The sequence below is a fragment of the Rhizobium mongolense USDA 1844 genome, from assembly GCF_000419765.1.
GTDB lineage: Bacteria > Pseudomonadota > Alphaproteobacteria > Rhizobiales > Rhizobiaceae > Rhizobium > Rhizobium mongolense.
The window spans coordinates 78,050-91,793 of record NZ_ATTQ01000006.1 but is presented as its reverse complement, the minus strand read 5'-3'; the positions used below and the strand labels follow the sequence as shown (position 1 = coordinate 91,793).

Annotated in this window: 16 protein-coding genes; 7 read left to right on the top strand and 9 right to left on the bottom strand. The window is 60.1% G+C overall.

Going from position 1 to position 13,744, the window contains the following annotated elements:
- Nucleotides 1–45 precede the first annotated feature (45 nt).
- Entirely contained in the window at nucleotides 46–1,836 is a 1,791-nt protein-coding gene (locus tag A3C3_RS0112835) for a chloride channel protein (protein WP_022715013.1), read from the top strand.
- Here A3C3_RS0112835 and A3C3_RS0112830 read toward each other — a convergent pair.
- Nucleotides 1,833–3,287 carry a cobyric acid synthase gene (locus A3C3_RS0112830; protein WP_022715012.1) on the bottom strand — a complete coding sequence of 485 codons (1,455 nt, stop codon included), beginning with the start codon at nucleotides 3,285–3,287 and terminating at the stop codon, nucleotides 1,833–1,835. The genes A3C3_RS0112835 and A3C3_RS0112830 overlap by 4 nt on opposite strands.
- Before the next feature lie 601 nt (nucleotides 3,288–3,888).
- Here A3C3_RS0112830 and A3C3_RS0112820 point away from each other — a divergent pair.
- Both A3C3_RS0112820 and A3C3_RS0112815 read left to right on the top strand, forming a co-directional pair.
- On the top strand, nucleotides 3,889–4,884 hold the full coding sequence (locus A3C3_RS0112820; RefSeq protein ID WP_022715010.1) for a glycine betaine ABC transporter substrate-binding protein: 996 nt from the start codon (nucleotides 3,889–3,891) through the stop codon (nucleotides 4,882–4,884).
- 95 nt (nucleotides 4,885–4,979) lie between these two features.
- The gene (locus A3C3_RS0112815; protein ID WP_022715009.1) at nucleotides 4,980–5,330 is read left to right on the top strand and encodes a hypothetical protein; all 351 of its coding nucleotides are present in this window, start codon (nucleotides 4,980–4,982) and stop codon (nucleotides 5,328–5,330) included.
- A gap of 6 nt (nucleotides 5,331–5,336) precedes the next feature.
- Here the strand turns inward: A3C3_RS0112815 and A3C3_RS0112810 are convergent, their stop codons facing one another.
- Nucleotides 5,337–5,492 (bottom strand): entericidin domain-containing protein, encoded by a 156-nt coding sequence (locus A3C3_RS0112810; protein ID WP_028739602.1) that lies wholly within the window; start codon nucleotides 5,490–5,492, stop codon nucleotides 5,337–5,339.
- 105 nt (nucleotides 5,493–5,597) lie between these two features.
- Nucleotides 5,598–6,539: a LysR family transcriptional regulator gene (locus tag A3C3_RS0112805; RefSeq protein WP_022715007.1), complete on the bottom strand. Its 942-nt coding sequence runs from the start codon at nucleotides 6,537–6,539 to the stop codon at nucleotides 5,598–5,600.
- A 65-nt stretch (nucleotides 6,540–6,604) separates the two neighbouring features.
- On the opposite strand from A3C3_RS0112805, the gene A3C3_RS38270 reads away from it, so the two are divergent.
- The gene (locus A3C3_RS38270) at nucleotides 6,605–6,880 is read left to right on the top strand and encodes a hypothetical protein (RefSeq protein ID WP_022715006.1); all 276 of its coding nucleotides are present in this window, start codon (nucleotides 6,605–6,607) and stop codon (nucleotides 6,878–6,880) included.
- Between the two features lie 157 nt (nucleotides 6,881–7,037).
- Here the strand turns inward: A3C3_RS38270 and A3C3_RS0112795 are convergent, their stop codons facing one another.
- Complete coding sequence (locus A3C3_RS0112795) at nucleotides 7,038–7,937, bottom strand: universal stress protein (protein ID WP_022715005.1); 900 nt, start codon at nucleotides 7,935–7,937, stop codon at nucleotides 7,038–7,040.
- A gap of 184 nt (nucleotides 7,938–8,121) precedes the next feature.
- On the opposite strand from A3C3_RS0112795, the gene A3C3_RS0112790 reads away from it, so the two are divergent.
- The 3 genes from A3C3_RS0112790 (at nucleotide 8,122) to A3C3_RS0112780 (ending at nucleotide 10,144) form a co-directional block, all read left to right on the top strand.
- Complete coding sequence (locus A3C3_RS0112790; RefSeq protein ID WP_022715004.1) at nucleotides 8,122–8,979, top strand: helix-turn-helix transcriptional regulator; 858 nt, start codon at nucleotides 8,122–8,124, stop codon at nucleotides 8,977–8,979.
- Between the two features lie 38 nt (nucleotides 8,980–9,017).
- Nucleotides 9,018–9,560, top strand: coding sequence for a YbhB/YbcL family Raf kinase inhibitor-like protein (locus tag A3C3_RS0112785; RefSeq protein WP_022715003.1), 543 nt, complete (start codon nucleotides 9,018–9,020; stop codon nucleotides 9,558–9,560).
- A gap of 140 nt (nucleotides 9,561–9,700) precedes the next feature.
- Complete coding sequence (locus A3C3_RS0112780) at nucleotides 9,701–10,144, top strand: hypothetical protein (RefSeq protein WP_145611814.1); 444 nt, start codon at nucleotides 9,701–9,703, stop codon at nucleotides 10,142–10,144.
- Nucleotides 10,145–10,181: 37 nt separating this feature from the next.
- Here the strand turns inward: A3C3_RS0112780 and A3C3_RS0112775 are convergent, their stop codons facing one another.
- The 5 genes from A3C3_RS0112775 to pstB form a co-directional block, all read right to left on the bottom strand.
- Nucleotides 10,182–10,370 (bottom strand): hypothetical protein, encoded by a 189-nt coding sequence (locus tag A3C3_RS0112775; protein WP_022715001.1) that lies wholly within the window; start codon nucleotides 10,368–10,370, stop codon nucleotides 10,182–10,184.
- Nucleotides 10,371–10,751: 381 nt separating this feature from the next.
- Nucleotides 10,752–11,438 carry a winged helix-turn-helix domain-containing protein gene (locus A3C3_RS0112765; protein ID WP_022714999.1) on the bottom strand — a complete coding sequence of 229 codons (687 nt, stop codon included), beginning with the start codon at nucleotides 11,436–11,438 and terminating at the stop codon, nucleotides 10,752–10,754.
- A gap of 17 nt (nucleotides 11,439–11,455) precedes the next feature.
- Complete coding sequence (gene phoB / locus A3C3_RS0112760; RefSeq protein WP_022714998.1) at nucleotides 11,456–12,139, bottom strand: phosphate regulon transcriptional regulator PhoB; 684 nt, start codon at nucleotides 12,137–12,139, stop codon at nucleotides 11,456–11,458.
- 34 nt (nucleotides 12,140–12,173) lie between these two features.
- Complete coding sequence (phoU, locus tag A3C3_RS0112755) at nucleotides 12,174–12,887, bottom strand: phosphate signaling complex protein PhoU (protein ID WP_022714997.1); 714 nt, start codon at nucleotides 12,885–12,887, stop codon at nucleotides 12,174–12,176.
- Nucleotides 12,888–12,921: 34 nt separating this feature from the next.
- A complete protein-coding gene (pstB, locus tag A3C3_RS0112750; protein ID WP_022714996.1) occupies nucleotides 12,922–13,737 on the bottom strand; it encodes a phosphate ABC transporter ATP-binding protein PstB in 816 nt (271 codons plus the stop codon).
- Nucleotides 13,738–13,744 lie beyond the last annotated feature (7 nt).

The window sequence follows — 13,744 nt, the reverse complement described above, 5'->3', positions numbered from 1 at the left end:
CCCTATCGCCCTTGACGCTGTTGGCCGCCACCTAGTTCTTTGCATATGCTCACGAAATTGAATTTCCCGCGCCTCTACCGGCTCTACCGCCTGCTCGACGCCGGGCGCCTTCGTGCGCTTGCCCGTCGCAGTGAAATGGGCATGGTCTTCGCCGGGATCGCCGTCGGCGTGACGTCGGGCCTGGCTGTCACCGGCATGAGCCTCCTCTCGCGCGAGATGCACCGATTGATCTTCGGCATCAGCGACATCGAACGGCTGAGTTCATCGCAGACAAACGACAAATTCCTGCTTCTGATGGCGCCGGTCTGCGGCGGGATTCTGCTCGGCCTTCTGTTTTTCATTCTCGCGCGAACCCGCAAGAAGCCCATGGTCGATCCCATCGAAGCGAACGCTTTGCATGGTGGACGGCTGTCGCTGACGGACAGCATCATCGTCGCCGTGCAGAATCTGGTTTCGAACGGCTTCGGCGCCTCCGTCGGCCTCGAGGCCGGCTATGTTCAGCTCGCGGCGGGTATCGCCTCCAAGCTCGGACTGAAGCTGCAGCTCCGCCGTGCAGATCTGCGCGTCCTTGTCGGCTGCGGCGCAGCCGGTGCGATCGCCGCAGCCTTCAACGCACCACTGACAGGCGCCTTCTATGCATTCGAGCTCATCATCGGCACCTACACGATCGTTGCGCTGACGCCGGTCGTCGTTTCCGCGCTCGTCTCGACGCTCGTCGCGCGCCTGCTGGCGGGAAGCGATTTCATGATCGATGTCGGTGAATTCGGCACCGTGGTTCCGGCAGATTATATCCCTGCCCTGTTGCTTGGCGCGTCCTGCGCCGGCGTCGGCATCCTGATCATGCAGGGCGTAGCCTTTATCGAGGAGCTGGCGCGCAAAAGTTCCGTTCCGACGCCGCTTCGCCCAGCGCTCGGCGGCATCGTCGTCGGCCTTATGGCGATGATTACGCCGCAGGTGCTTTCGGCGGGCCATGGCGCGCTGCATCTGAACCTTGGCCGTGATGTTGCCGTCCCGGTCCTGGTCGGTCTTCTCCTGCTGAAATCCTTCGCATCGGCGATCTCCATCGGTTCCGGCTTCAGGGGCGGCCTCTTCTTCGCCTCACTCTTCATGGGCGCGCTGCTCGGCAAGCTTTTCGCTTATTCTGCCCCCTATTTCGCCCATGCGACGCTGACGCCCGTGATCTATGCCGTGGTCGGCATGAGTTCGCTCGCCGTTGCGGTCATCGGAGGACCGCTGACGATGACGTTCCTGGCACTGGAGATAACCGGGGACTTTCCGATCACCGCGTTGGTCCTTGCGGCCGTGATCACCTCGTCGCTCGTCGTGCGCAACACGTTCGGCTACTCCTTCGCGACTTGGCGTTTCCATCTTCGTGGCGAAAGCATCCGCAGCGCCCATGATGTCGGCTGGATCCGCAATCTGACGGTCGACAAGCTGATGCGCTCGGACGTGAAAACGGCGAAGGCCAGCATCACGATTGATGAGTTCAAGAAGGCCTTCCCGATCGGATCGAGGCAGCGCGTCATCCTCGTCGACGACTCCGACAAATATGCCGGCATCGTGCTCGTTCCGGAAATCTACGCGAGCCCGGTCGACACCGACGACGAGGGCAAGGATCTGAAGGATTTCATCCGCTACCGGAACGACTTCCTGCAGCCGCAGATGAACGCAAAGCAGGCGGCGGCGATCTTCGACAAGACGGAGAGCGAAGCACTCGCAGTACTCAACAATCTGATCGAGCGCCGGGTCGTCGGCCAGCTCAGCGAAAGCTATACGCTTCGCCGCTACAGCGAAGAGCTCGACCGCAGGCGCCGCGAGGTCTCCGGCGAAATCTAGCCAAGAAACCCGGCCAGCCAGCCTTTGTCGAGATGGGTTTCGAGTTCGTCCGCGACCTCGTCGAGCGCCTGGTCGACGCTTTGACGGTAGCTCCGCCGTTCGCCGGATAGGCCGAAGCTCTCAAGGAGCTTGCCGCGATAGGCATCGCTGCCGAAAAGACCATGCAGATAGGTGCCCATGATCCGGCCCCCAGTAGATACCGCGCCATCGGCCACACCATCGATCACCGCTGATGGCCTGGCGCAGTCGGGCCCGGTCGTGACACCCAGATGGATCTGATAGCCGGCAAGCGGAACACCGTATTCGGCCGAGACCGCCAGGCTGTTCCGCACGGTCTTTTCCGGCGCCATTTCGGTCTCGACATCAAGCAATCCGAGACCCGGTGTCGCAGTGCCCGCCCCCTCGATGCCGAGCGGATCACGAACCGTGCGCCCGAGCATCTGATACCCGCCGCAGATGCCTATGACGCGCCCGCCACGCCGGACGTGCGCCTCCAGATCGCGATCCCAGCCGGCATCGCGCAGATCACGGAGGTCGGAAATCGTCGATTTCGATCCGGGCAGGATCAACAGCGCTGCATCGCCCGGCAGCCGGTCCCCCGGCTTCACGAAGACGAGCTCGACATCCGGCTCGGCGCGCAGAGGATCGAGATCGTCGAAATTGGCAATGCGCGGCAGAACCGGTACGGCGATCTTCAACGCACCGGAGGCGCCCCTGGCGAGGCGCTCCAGCACGACGGAATCCTCCGCCGGCAAGCGGGCGGCCGCCTTCAGCCAGGGCACCACGCCGAAACACGGCCATCCGGTGAAGCGATTGATCGCTGCATTACCGTCATCGAAGAGCGAAATATCGCCGCGGAACTTGTTGATGATATAGCCGGAAATCATCGCGCGGTCGTCATCCGAAAGGATCGCGTGCGTGCCGGCAAGAGAGGCGATCACGCCGCCACGATCGATATCGCCGACGAGCACGACAGGCACCTTGGCGCGGGTGGCAAAGCCCATATTGGCGATATCGCCGGAACGCAGGTTGATTTCGGCCGGCGAGCCCGCACCTTCAACAATGACGAGATCGGCGCCTTCCGAGACGATCGCAAAGCTCTGCAGCACATGCTCAAGAAGCAGCGGCTTTAACCTTTGGTAGTCGCGGGCCTTCGCCTGCCCGAAGACCTTACCCTGTACGATGATCTGGCTGCCGTTTTCGGATTGCGGCTTGAGGAGAACCGGATTCATATGTATCGACGAGGACGTGCGCGCCGCAAGCGACTGCAGCCACTGCGCCCGGCCGATCTCCCCGCCGTCATCGGCGACAGCCGCGTTGTTCGACATATTTTGAGGCTTGAAAGGCTTCACCTTGAGGCCGCGATTGGCCGCAAGCCGGCAAAGCCCGGCAGCGAGTACCGTCTTGCCGACATCCGAGCCGGTTCCCTGCAACATGATCGCCTTGGTCATGCGATGAGGCCTACAACGCGGCACGATCCGAGGTCAATGTCTGACCGAAATGCGAAAACCGCGCGGGCTGGCGGGCGCGCGCGGTTTGCCGAATACTCTGGCGTATTCGCCAATACACGGCGAAACTCGTATTCTCCGGGAACGCACTACCTGATCCGGAGAAAGCGGCGGTTGTCCCCGCCGTGGTTCAACTGATAGCGTGACATTCTTACCGGAGTGTTATTACGGAACTCAGCAACGGTGAATTTCGACTTTTTTTTGACATTTTGCCGATTGTCGATCCGCATGCAGTTCACTGAGGGCATTCCGCCTGAAACTCGATGCAAGTTTTCGCTTGCGGATAAGTTGGAATATTAGATAAGTAAAATCAATCATTTAGCTCAAAAATATTTGGCCACAAGCGGATTTCAATTGCCGTGTCATAGGCGTAGGCTGGGAAGTAATCGGAATGTTCCAGGCCGCGGGCGCGATGCAAAAAAAGCATGGCACCTGAAATTGCGACGGCCAAACTACTGCATTTCATTCATTGAACGAACGCATTGGGCGGTTAGTATTACATCCAAAAGCTGCATGTCAGCATCAAAAACTGGGGAAAAAGCGAATGAAGATCATCCTGGCTTCGCTGTTTATTGCCGTAGGTCTCGTGGCCGGCGGCCGCGCCGCGCAGGCTGATTGCGGTAATGTTTCGATCGCGGAGATGAGTTGGGCCTCAGCAGCGATTGCCGCCAACTTCGACAGCTTCATTCTTAAAAACGGTTATGGATGCAATGTCAGGACCGTGGCGGGCGATACAGTGCCCACTTTTGCTTCGATGGATCAGAAGGGCGAACCCGATATCGCACCGGAACTCTGGACCGCGTCTGTCAGGACCCAACTCGAAGCGGCAGTGAAGAGCGGGCGCCTGATCCAGGCCTCCGAGATTTTGTCCGATGGCGCAATCGAAGGCTGGTGGATCCCGAAATTCATCGCCGATGCAAATCCCGACATCCGCTCCGTGCAGGATGCCCTGAAACGGCCAGACCTCTTCCCCGCGCCGAAGAATGCCTCCAAGGGCGCCGTCCACAATTGTCCGCCGGGCTGGAGCTGCCGGATTTCGACAGCCAATCTCTTCAAAGCCTTAAACGGCGAGCAGGCCGGTTTCGAGCTGATCGACAGCGAAAGCCCGCAAGGCCTGGACGATTCGATCGGCGCAGCCTTCGACGCCAAGGTCGGCTGGCTCGGCTATTACTGGGCACCAACAGCGATCCTCGGCAAATACGACATGACACTGCTCAGTATGGGTGTCAGCCACGACAAGGCGGAATGGCTGGCCTGCACCTCGGTCGAAGGCTGCGCGCGTCCGCAGCTTAACGCCTATCCCGTCTCCCAGGCCTTTACCGTCGTCACCAAGGCCTTTGCCGACCGTGCCGGTCCGGAAGTCGACTATTTGCGCTCCCGCACCTGGGACAACAACACCATAAACGACATTCTGGCGTGGCAGGACGAAAACCGGGAAAGCAGCGAGAACGCCGCGCTCTATTTTCTCCGCAACTACCCCGAACTCTGGACACGGTGGATGCCGGCTGCCGTCGCTGAAAAGGTGAAGGCCGCTCTTTGAGCAATTCCAGCCTCGCGTAGGCTATCGCTCCTAGGCTGACGGGATATTCTAGTCAAACGACTGCCGGGCCATGGCAGCAACGCAATGGATGACCGATGACGCCAGCCGCTTCCTTTCCCAATCGCGAGATTGTTGCCAGCAAATTTGCAGGCGCTTCCGAAGCGGACTGGTCGTATCTTGCGCTGCTCATGGAAAACGCAGCGCAGGACGACAGCCTGATCGACGGCTTGCATCGGTATCTGGATCTGGCCGCGGCTGCGCCTTTTCTTAATTCTCTGAAACTTGAAAATACCGGAATGTGGATTGGTGAAGCCGCGCCGGCGCGGCTTCAGATCCGTTTGACAGAAGCGGCGAAATCAAGCCAGCATCCGGCCTATCTTGCTTTCCGCACTGGCCTTAACCGATCGGGCGGCCTCGAACGCGCCTACCCTGCCGCAACGATCTGAAAAGATTTAGCGGCGTGCGGCGCGGTTGACCGAATGGCCGGCATCCTGTGTCGCATTGACGGCGTTTGCCGTATCACGGCCCATGCCACGGATGGTATTGCCGCAGGAAGAAAGCGCCAGAAGCAGCATCAGCGCTGCGCCGATTTTGACCGTTATCGTCATTTTGGAAATCCTCTTTTGCAAACTAGAAATCGCGAGGCCGAAGCAGCCTGCGCTGCTCCGGCCGTTCAACGCGCCAAAATCCAATAAAGTTCCTCGCGGTGCGGATCAAGCGGCGGCGGCCTTTGCCTTTTCCGCGAAAGCAAAGCGGATGCTGTCGGCGACCGCCTCCATAGGCCCGGAGAGCTGGGAGGCCGTCAGCAGCCGGATGTCGAACGAGCCGAGTTCAGGCAGGCCTTCCTGCGCACCGAGCATCACCATGCCGTCGGCCACATAGGAGCGCGGCAGCGGCGCGATCGCAAGGTCGGAAAGCACGGCGGCGCGCTGCGCCATCGTATGGCCGCTGAGATAGGCGACGCGGTAAGGCCGCTTGTTACGCTCAAGCTGCGCCAGTGCCTCCTGGCGCCAGATGCAGCCATCCTCCCAGATCGAGATCGGCAGGGGATCGCGCCTGTGGGCAGTACCGCATTTGGCACCTGCCCAGACAAGGCGCTCACGAAACACGATCTCCCCGCCGGTCGGGAACGGCCGCGTGGCGCAATTGATCAGCGCCAGATCCAACCTCTGCTCTTCCATGCGCTTCTTGAGGCCGATGCTCATGTCGATCGTCACGTCGACCATGATGCCCGGATAGCTCTCCGCGAAGCTCTTCAGGATACTTGGCAGCAGCCGCTCGCCGATGTCCTCCGGCGCACCGAGCCGCACGACGCCGCTGAGTTCCGGCATGATGAAGCGGGAGACCGCCTCGTTGGAGAGCGCCAAGATATTGCGAGCGTAGGTCAGCAAGAGCTCGCCGTGCTGCGTCAGCGTCACCGAACGCGCATCACGCATGAAGAGCGTCGCGCCGAGCTGTTCCTCGAGCTTCTTGATCTGCATGGAAACCGCCGACGGCGTGCGGAACACAGCTTCGGCTGCAGTCGAAAAATTACCTGTTTCCGCAATGGCGACAAAGGTTCTCAGAACATCATTGTCGAGCAAGGGGATCGGGCGGCGAAAGGGCATAGTCATCGTCGCATCTTTCAATTTTTCTGATATTAAGCACCATATCATTTCGTTTGTTTGAAAGTCAACGCAAAGCTATTTTAACATCGGCTCGATAAACAAAGGAGGCCATAATGACCGAGGCTGCACACAGCATTCTGGACATCTTCTTTGCGTTCAGGGCAAGGCAACTGCAGCGCACCGCCTGGGAGAACACGATGCGGCAGATGACCGCGCTACCCTGCCACCTGATCGCTGATGTCGACCCATATGCGCTCAACAATACCCGAGAAGGGGTCACGCAACCTCCTGCTTCTCAAGAGAGTTCTGCACGTTTGGCGATACAAACGCTGCATGAAATGCGGTTCACGCCCGGCTCGTCCGCCGCCAGCTATCATCGCAAAGTGTAGCTGGCTCCCAGGTGGCAAAGGTGGGGTTTTGCCTCCCACCGAACGATTGATGCCGCCAGACTTTCAACGCTGAAATCAGGAGGATCATTGCGAGCGTTGGAAGTACCGACTTTGTAGCGGCTTTTCTTGGCGCAGGCGAGGTCAATCGTCGTCGCCGCTAATGCTTCATGATCAATGGATGCGGCGAATGCGTCAGCAGATAGTAAGTCACACGGCCGAGTAGCAGTTCCAGGAAATAGCCATACTTGAAAGCGCCAATCAAAAGGCACGTCGCATTCACCGACTTGGCGAAATCGAGGATCGCCTCCCCGACGGACCGGCTTCCCGAGCTGATTGCGACGACGTCGCCGTCAAGCCCCAGCTGATCAAGCAATTCCCTTGCCGTTGACTGGTAGCTTCCGTCCGGTTTGTCGTTGACGCATAGAACCGTCAATCGATCGGCCGCAGCGAGCCACCGTCTGGCGGAGGCGACGGCACCCTGCGCACGATCATCCGGCTTCCAGCCGATCACCACATGCCCCAGCAGATTGCCGGCATAGGCATCGACAGATGGCGCCACCACCAGCTTGTGCTCATTGAAAACGAGAGCGTGAAAAGCGTCCCGGGCATCCATGTTGCCATGGCATGGGGCGACGACGAGCGCCTTCTCATGGGCTTCGGTGGTCACGCAGCGATTAAGATCGCCGCGGCAGTCATCGAGAAGGAGCCGTTCTCGGCTAGGCTTGCCCTGCTTCCAATCCTCGAAGGCCCGGGCGACCCGCTCGAACCGCTCATGCGGCGAGCCTTCGGCCAGGTCCCGCAGCATCTGCAGATCGATTTCCTCGGGCGCGGCGATCATCCGTTGCGGATCCGCGCCGACATGGGCAACGGCCATGGCGCCGTGGATGGCGCGGGCGGCGTCTTCGGCGATATCCAGGCAAGGCTGTGCAGATGCCGGATCGGACAGCAGAGCGAGAACGTCGGCATGGACGGTCACCTGCCGCGCCTGGTGGGCGAAGATGACACCGGCTTTTACCGGCGGTTTCCGCGGGTTGTCGTTTGCGGGCGCATCGTTCATACCGGGCCTCCTTTGGCGAGTGCTCCCACATCGCTCCCGGTCCATCACGTTTGAAAGTTTACTCCTGCGTCCCATACCTAGCAAACGCCGCACACTTGTCCGCCACTTCCATGGCAAACGAGCGATTGCGTGCTAAGGGTCATTTGGCCCGAAAACGAAGACCAAAGGCGGAGTCCGAAGAGACATGACGCACGAAGCAAATCCCGCCACTCCCACTGCCGTCCTCCTTCGACAGGCAGGGCGAGCATGCTTTCATCATCTCGTGAACACCACGCCTGTACTGATCAACGTGCGTTCGGGAACCAAGGTGGTGGTTATCCGCGACATGCCTTTGCGACTCGAAACCGGCGACTACGGCCTTCTGCCCGACCATCAGGCCATGACCATGGAGAATATTCCCAAGGTTCCGCAGAACTATGAAGCTTGCATCCTGCCCGTTCCGCGCGCTTTATTCGAAGAGACTTACGCGCGGCTCGGCTCGATCACGCCTCCCCTAACGGCCCTTCCCGCGAAAGCCAAGGACTTGCCGGCCGAAGCGGTGGCGCTGTTTGAATTTTTCTGCTCTCCCGAAAGCAATGCAGCACTCCCCGCAGCTGTTGCGACGGTCCGCATGATGGAACTCATTACCTGGTTCGCCCTGAGCGGAGCCGTGTTGGGTAAGAGGGAAGGTTTGCTCCTACAGGATCGTCTTCGCCAGATGATCGAAACAGACCCCGCCTACGACTGGACTTCGGGCGACGCCGCCCGCGCCTTCCACATGAGTGAAGCCACGCTCCGGCGCAAGCTGGCGGCGCAACAGACCAGCTTTACAGAGACCTTGAGCGACACGCGCATGACGCGAGCGCTAGCGTTGCTGCATACCACGACCCTTCCAATCGGGCACATCGCTCAGGAAGTGGGTTATGACTCGCCGTCCCAGTTTGCCGCACGATTCAAAGAGCGGTTTGGCATCAATCCGCGCGACGTGCGGGGCAGCGCCGGCGCGCTTGAGCGAATCGGGGCAGAAGTTGCGCATCTCAGGACAGACAAAATTTCCGCCTGAGCTATGATTCCCTCATTCGCAACTGAAGGAACTACCCCATGCGCATCATGACAACCCTTGTCGCCTTGAGCTTCATTGGCTCCACGGCCGCCCAGGCCGAAATGAAACTGACCTCAAAAGACCTCACACCCGGCAAGCCCATGGCCGACGCTCAGGTCTTCAAAGGATTTGGCTGCGACGGTGGCAACGTCTCCCCAAACCTTTCCTGGTCCGGAGCGCCGGCAGGCACCAAGAGCTTCGCCATCATGGCCTATGATCCGGATGCTCCGACCGGTTCCGGCTGGTGGCACTGGACAGTGTTCAACCTGCCCTCCACCGCCTCCGAACTCCCGACCGGGGCGGGCAGCGATGGGGAGCTTCCCGAAGGCGCTGTACAGGGCCGCACCGATTTCGGCATGTCCGGCTATGGCGGTGCTTGCCCGCCTGTCGGCCACGGGCCGCACCGGTACCAGTTCACGGTCTATGCTCTTTCCCTCGACAAACTCCCCCTCGATGAAAAAGCCCCCGCCGCCATGGTCGGCTTCTTCGTCCGTGCCAATACGCTGGATCAGGCGAGTATCGAGGTCACGTACCAGCGCTAATCCTACGCGAAATGCGCCTCGCTGCCCCGCGGCGGCCATCCCGTCGCGAGGCAAAAGCCGCGCAGCTTTCCTGCTACTTGCGGCATCCTTTGAACAATCAGCCAGTTTCCGCGTTCATTTGAAGGGCGAAGGAGCTCATGATGTCATACGGATCGCTGAGTGCTTTTGGTGACACCTGGTGCCGGTACAGCCCGGACACCGAGACCCTGGAGGCCGCTCATGACCTGGTGGACCAGTACCTCGTGTTCGCCGAGGAAGCGCAAGTGGGAAATGACATCATCGACGAGATCGAGCTGCCAGTCCCGAAGCCTGTCCTGATCAAGTCGTTTGGCCTCGTCATCGCTGCCGAGCACCGTCCGCAGATAAGAACTCTGCTGATCAAGGCCGGCATGACGCTTGCCCAGTATCGCGACGACGTCGGACCACGGATCCGGCTAAAGCCTACGACACCGCACGGCAGGCCGCGGGCGGCCCGATCGCGGGAATACGAGCGCCGTCTGGAAAAGAAGCTTGTGGCGGCCGCTGCAGAACGGATCAACCTCGGCGCGTTCTATCGCCGCGCTTTTACCGAAGCCATACATTGACGCCAGGTTCGGTCGGATCTTGCCTTGGCCGCGGCGTTCAGATCGCCGCCTGCATCAGGTAGAGGGATCGTTCCGGAGGAAGCTGTGCAACCATCTTCATCATGATCTTGGGATCGACATGGGGAACGGATCGCAATTGGCCGTCCCGGTAGATGATCGTCAAGACGCGCGTCTCTTCGTCATAATCGAGTTCTGCGATCGATTTCGTGTACACTAGGAACCGCATGCCGTTACACCTCGCTGGTCAATGGAACATCACCAAGGTGATGGTGCCGACCATGACCCACCCGGAAACGATAATCAGGGACATTCTCAACAACGCCGTCTTGATCGTCATGGAATACTCCAAATCGCTTCAACCAAGCTGTAGCCTGGGACGAGCGTAGCCTATCGGGCCCGAACCCTCATCCCGGCTGGATTGTATGTCTGACGCCCTTAGGCGAGTATGGGAGCCGAAGGCGGACTGGAATCACCTCCAGCGCGACTAAGCACGCCCTAATATAAACAGTCGCGTGAAATCGACGTGACACACGCATTGCGAGAAAACAGTACCGCGCGTCTCAATCTTTGCGCACAGCGATGGGATAGGATCCGAACCTGATCCAGATCAGAAGTCGCCGAGTGCGTAGCCGGCGCCACGCACCGTCCGGATCACCTTATCGGCCTTGCCGAAACTGATACCCTTCCGGAGACGCCCGATGTGTACGTCGACAGCGCGCTCATCGACACTGGCATCGTTACCCCACAGCGATGCCCTCAATTCCGATCGGGAGTGGACGCGACCTGGGGACTTCATCAGAAACTCGAGCAGCCTGAACTCGGTGGGGCCGAGCTTGACCTCCTTCTTCTGCCTGTGAACCCGGCGGGCGTTCTTATCGAGCGTCAGATCCCCGACCTTCAGCGTGCTCTCCAGCAGCGCTGGATTGAGACGCCGCAGGAGGTTCCGCAAGCGGATGAGGAGTTCCACGGGGGAGACTGCCTTTACGAGGCAGTCGTCGGCTCCGGCGGAGAGGACGGCCAACCGGTCCTGCTCGAGGACCGAGTCCAGAAGCACCACGATCGGAAGGCGGGCGGTCGCTTCAGTCGTCCGGAACTGGCGGCATGTCGAGATTGCCATCGAGCCAGGAGCCGTTGCACCGAATATCACCGCATCAGGCAGCCGTAACGCCACGAGCTCGACCAGCGACGCATGCGGGTGAAGACAGTTCACCGAATATCCTTCTGTCTCCAGAGCATGCTTCAGTGTCGTGAGCAGATCTTCGTCCTGCTCGACAACAAGTATCCGCACCGACATCTTCTCCGGCCTCCCTGCTATGCTTCCATCGAATATCCTGCGCCGCGGACGGTGCGGATGACGTCCTGCATGTTGGAGAAGTTCAGCGCCTTGCGCAGGCGGCCGACATGGACGTCCACGGTGCGCTCGTCGACATAAATGTCGTGGCCCCAGACACCGTCCAGAAGCTGCGAACGCGAGAAGACACGGCCGGGCGACGACATCAGGAATTCCAGGAGACGGAATTCGGTCGGGCCGAGACGGACTTCGCGGCTCTTGCGGTGAACACGATGCGTTTCGCGGTCGAGTTCGATATCGCCGCATTTCAGCACCGTAGAGAGCACCTCGGGCTTGGCGCGGCGCAGCATCGCCTTGACGCGGGCAACGAGCTCGGGCGTAGAGAACGGCTTGACCACGTAGTCGTCGGCGCCGGTGGAAAGGCCGCGCACACGCTCGCTTTCCTCGCCGCGCGCCGTCAGCATGATGATCGGCAGGCGCTCTGTTTCCGGACGCATGCGCAGGCGGCGGCAAAGCTCTATGCCCGACACGCCCGGCAGCATCCAATCGAGGATCAGAATATCCGGCGTTCGCTCCTGAAGCCTGATTTCGGCCTCGTCGCCGCGCAGGATGGTGTCGACCTCGAAACCTTCGGCCTCAAGGTTATAGCGAAGGAGCACGCTCAGTGCTTCTTCGTCTTCAACGACTGCAACTCTCGGGATCATTCGGTTCTGTCTCCTGAGGGCCGGTTCGGAATTGTCATTCCGTGACCGCGCCGACGGTGTTGGCAGTGTCGTCCTTCGGACGTTCGCCTTCCGGCTGTGCGCCGGTCGCCATGTAATAAATCGTTTCGGCAATGTTGGTGGCGTGATCGCCGATGCGCTCGATGTTCTTCGCACAGAAGAGAAGATGCGTGCAACTGGTGATGTTGCGTGGATCTTCCATCATGTAGGTCAACAGCTCGCGGAACAGCGAGGTGTACATCGCGTCGATTTCCTCGTCGCGCTCGCGGATCGACTTCGCTTTGTCGGCCGCGCGGGTCGTATAGACGTCGAGCACTTCCTTGAGCTGGACCAGCGCCAGTTCGGAAAGATGCTCAAGACCGCGGGCGAGCTTGCGCGGAACGCCGGTGCTCTGCACGGCGATGACACGCTTGGCGGTGTTCTTGCCGAGGTCGCCGACGCGCTCGAGATCGGCCGCGATGCGGATCGAACCCATGATCTCGCGAAGGTCGGAGGCCATCGGCTGGCGGCGGGCGATGGTTACGACCGCCTTGTCGCCGATCTCGCGCTCCGCGTGATCGAGGATCACATCGTCCGAGATGACCTTCTGGGCAAGAGCGGTATCGCCGTTGACAAGCGCGCGGACGGCGTCCGACACCATCTGCTCGGCAAGCCCGCCCATTTCCGAGATACGGCGGGACAGGAACTTCAGATCGTCGTCATAGGCAGAAAAGATATGGGTCGATGCCATTGGGATTGTCCTTGAATAGCCTGAACGCCGCAGATCAGCCGAAGCGGCCCATGATGTAATCCTGAGTGCGCGGGTCGTCCGGATTGGTGAACATCTTGTCGGTGTCATTCTCCTCGACGAGATTGCCGAGGTGGAACATGGCGGTGCGCTGCGAAACGCGGGCCGCCTGCTGCATCGAGTGCGTCACGATGACGATGGTGAAGTTCTCGCGCAGCTCATGGATCAACTCCTCGACCTTGGCGGTCGCGATCGGATCGAGCGCCGAGCACGGTTCGTCCATCAGGATGACTTCCGGGCTGACGGCGACGGCGCGTGCGATGCACAAGCGCTGCTGCTGGCCGCCCGACAGACCGGTGCCGGATTCTTGCAGGCGATCCTTGACTTCGTTCCAAAGACCCGCGCGCTGCAGCGAATGCTCGACGATCTGGTCCATATCGGCCTTCGACTTCGCCAGACCATGGATACGCGGTCCGTAGCAAACATTCTCGTAGATCGACTTCGGGAACGGGTTCGGCTTCTGGAAGACCATGCCGACACGGGCGCGGAGTTCTACGACGTCGATATCCGGATCGTAGATGTCCTCACCATCGAGGGTAATCTTGCCGGTCACGCGGCAGTTGTCGATCGTATCGTTCATGCGGTTCAGGCTTCGCAGGAACGTGGACTTGCCGCAGCCGGAAGGGCCGATGAGCGCGGTCACAGTGTTTTCGCGGATGTTCAGCTTCACGTCGAAAAGCGCGCGCTTCTCGCCATAATAAACCGAGACGTCCTGGCCGATCATCTTGAACGGGATCGTATTCATCTTTTGGTCCAGAGCCTTCTCAACTGCTGCTTCGGTCAACATGTTCATAATAACG

Excerpts from the sequence above, each read along its gene's own strand:
- A3C3_RS0112835 (WP_022715013.1), top strand. The coding sequence starts at position 46 with ATGCTCACGAAATTGAATTTCCCGCGCCTCTACCGGCTCTACCGCCTG.
- A3C3_RS0112830 (WP_022715012.1), bottom strand. The coding sequence starts at position 3,287 with ATGACCAAGGCGATCATGTTGCAGGGAACCGGCTCGGATGTCGGCAAG.
- A3C3_RS0112820 (WP_022715010.1), top strand. The coding sequence starts at position 3,889 with ATGAAGATCATCCTGGCTTCGCTGTTTATTGCCGTAGGTCTCGTGGCC.
- A3C3_RS0112815 (WP_022715009.1), top strand. The coding sequence starts at position 4,980 with ATGACGCCAGCCGCTTCCTTTCCCAATCGCGAGATTGTTGCCAGCAAA.
- A3C3_RS0112810 (WP_028739602.1), bottom strand. The coding sequence starts at position 5,492 with ATGACGATAACGGTCAAAATCGGCGCAGCGCTGATGCTGCTTCTGGCG.
- A3C3_RS0112805 (WP_022715007.1), bottom strand. The coding sequence starts at position 6,539 with ATGATATGGTGCTTAATATCAGAAAAATTGAAAGATGCGACGATGACT.
- A3C3_RS38270 (WP_022715006.1), top strand. The coding sequence starts at position 6,605 with ATGACCGAGGCTGCACACAGCATTCTGGACATCTTCTTTGCGTTCAGG.
- A3C3_RS0112795 (WP_022715005.1), bottom strand. The coding sequence starts at position 7,937 with ATGAACGATGCGCCCGCAAACGACAACCCGCGGAAACCGCCGGTAAAA.
- A3C3_RS0112790 (WP_022715004.1), top strand. The coding sequence starts at position 8,122 with ATGACGCACGAAGCAAATCCCGCCACTCCCACTGCCGTCCTCCTTCGA.
- A3C3_RS0112785 (WP_022715003.1), top strand. The coding sequence starts at position 9,018 with ATGCGCATCATGACAACCCTTGTCGCCTTGAGCTTCATTGGCTCCACG.
- A3C3_RS0112780 (WP_145611814.1), top strand. The coding sequence starts at position 9,701 with ATGTCATACGGATCGCTGAGTGCTTTTGGTGACACCTGGTGCCGGTAC.
- A3C3_RS0112775 (WP_022715001.1), bottom strand. The coding sequence starts at position 10,370 with ATGCGGTTCCTAGTGTACACGAAATCGATCGCAGAACTCGATTATGAC.
- A3C3_RS0112765 (WP_022714999.1), bottom strand. The coding sequence starts at position 11,438 with ATGTCGGTGCGGATACTTGTTGTCGAGCAGGACGAAGATCTGCTCACG.
- phoB (WP_022714998.1), bottom strand. The coding sequence starts at position 12,139 with ATGATCCCGAGAGTTGCAGTCGTTGAAGACGAAGAAGCACTGAGCGTG.
- phoU (WP_022714997.1), bottom strand. The coding sequence starts at position 12,887 with ATGGCATCGACCCATATCTTTTCTGCCTATGACGACGATCTGAAGTTC.
- pstB (WP_022714996.1), bottom strand. The coding sequence starts at position 13,737 with ATGAACATGTTGACCGAAGCAGCAGTTGAGAAGGCTCTGGACCAAAAG.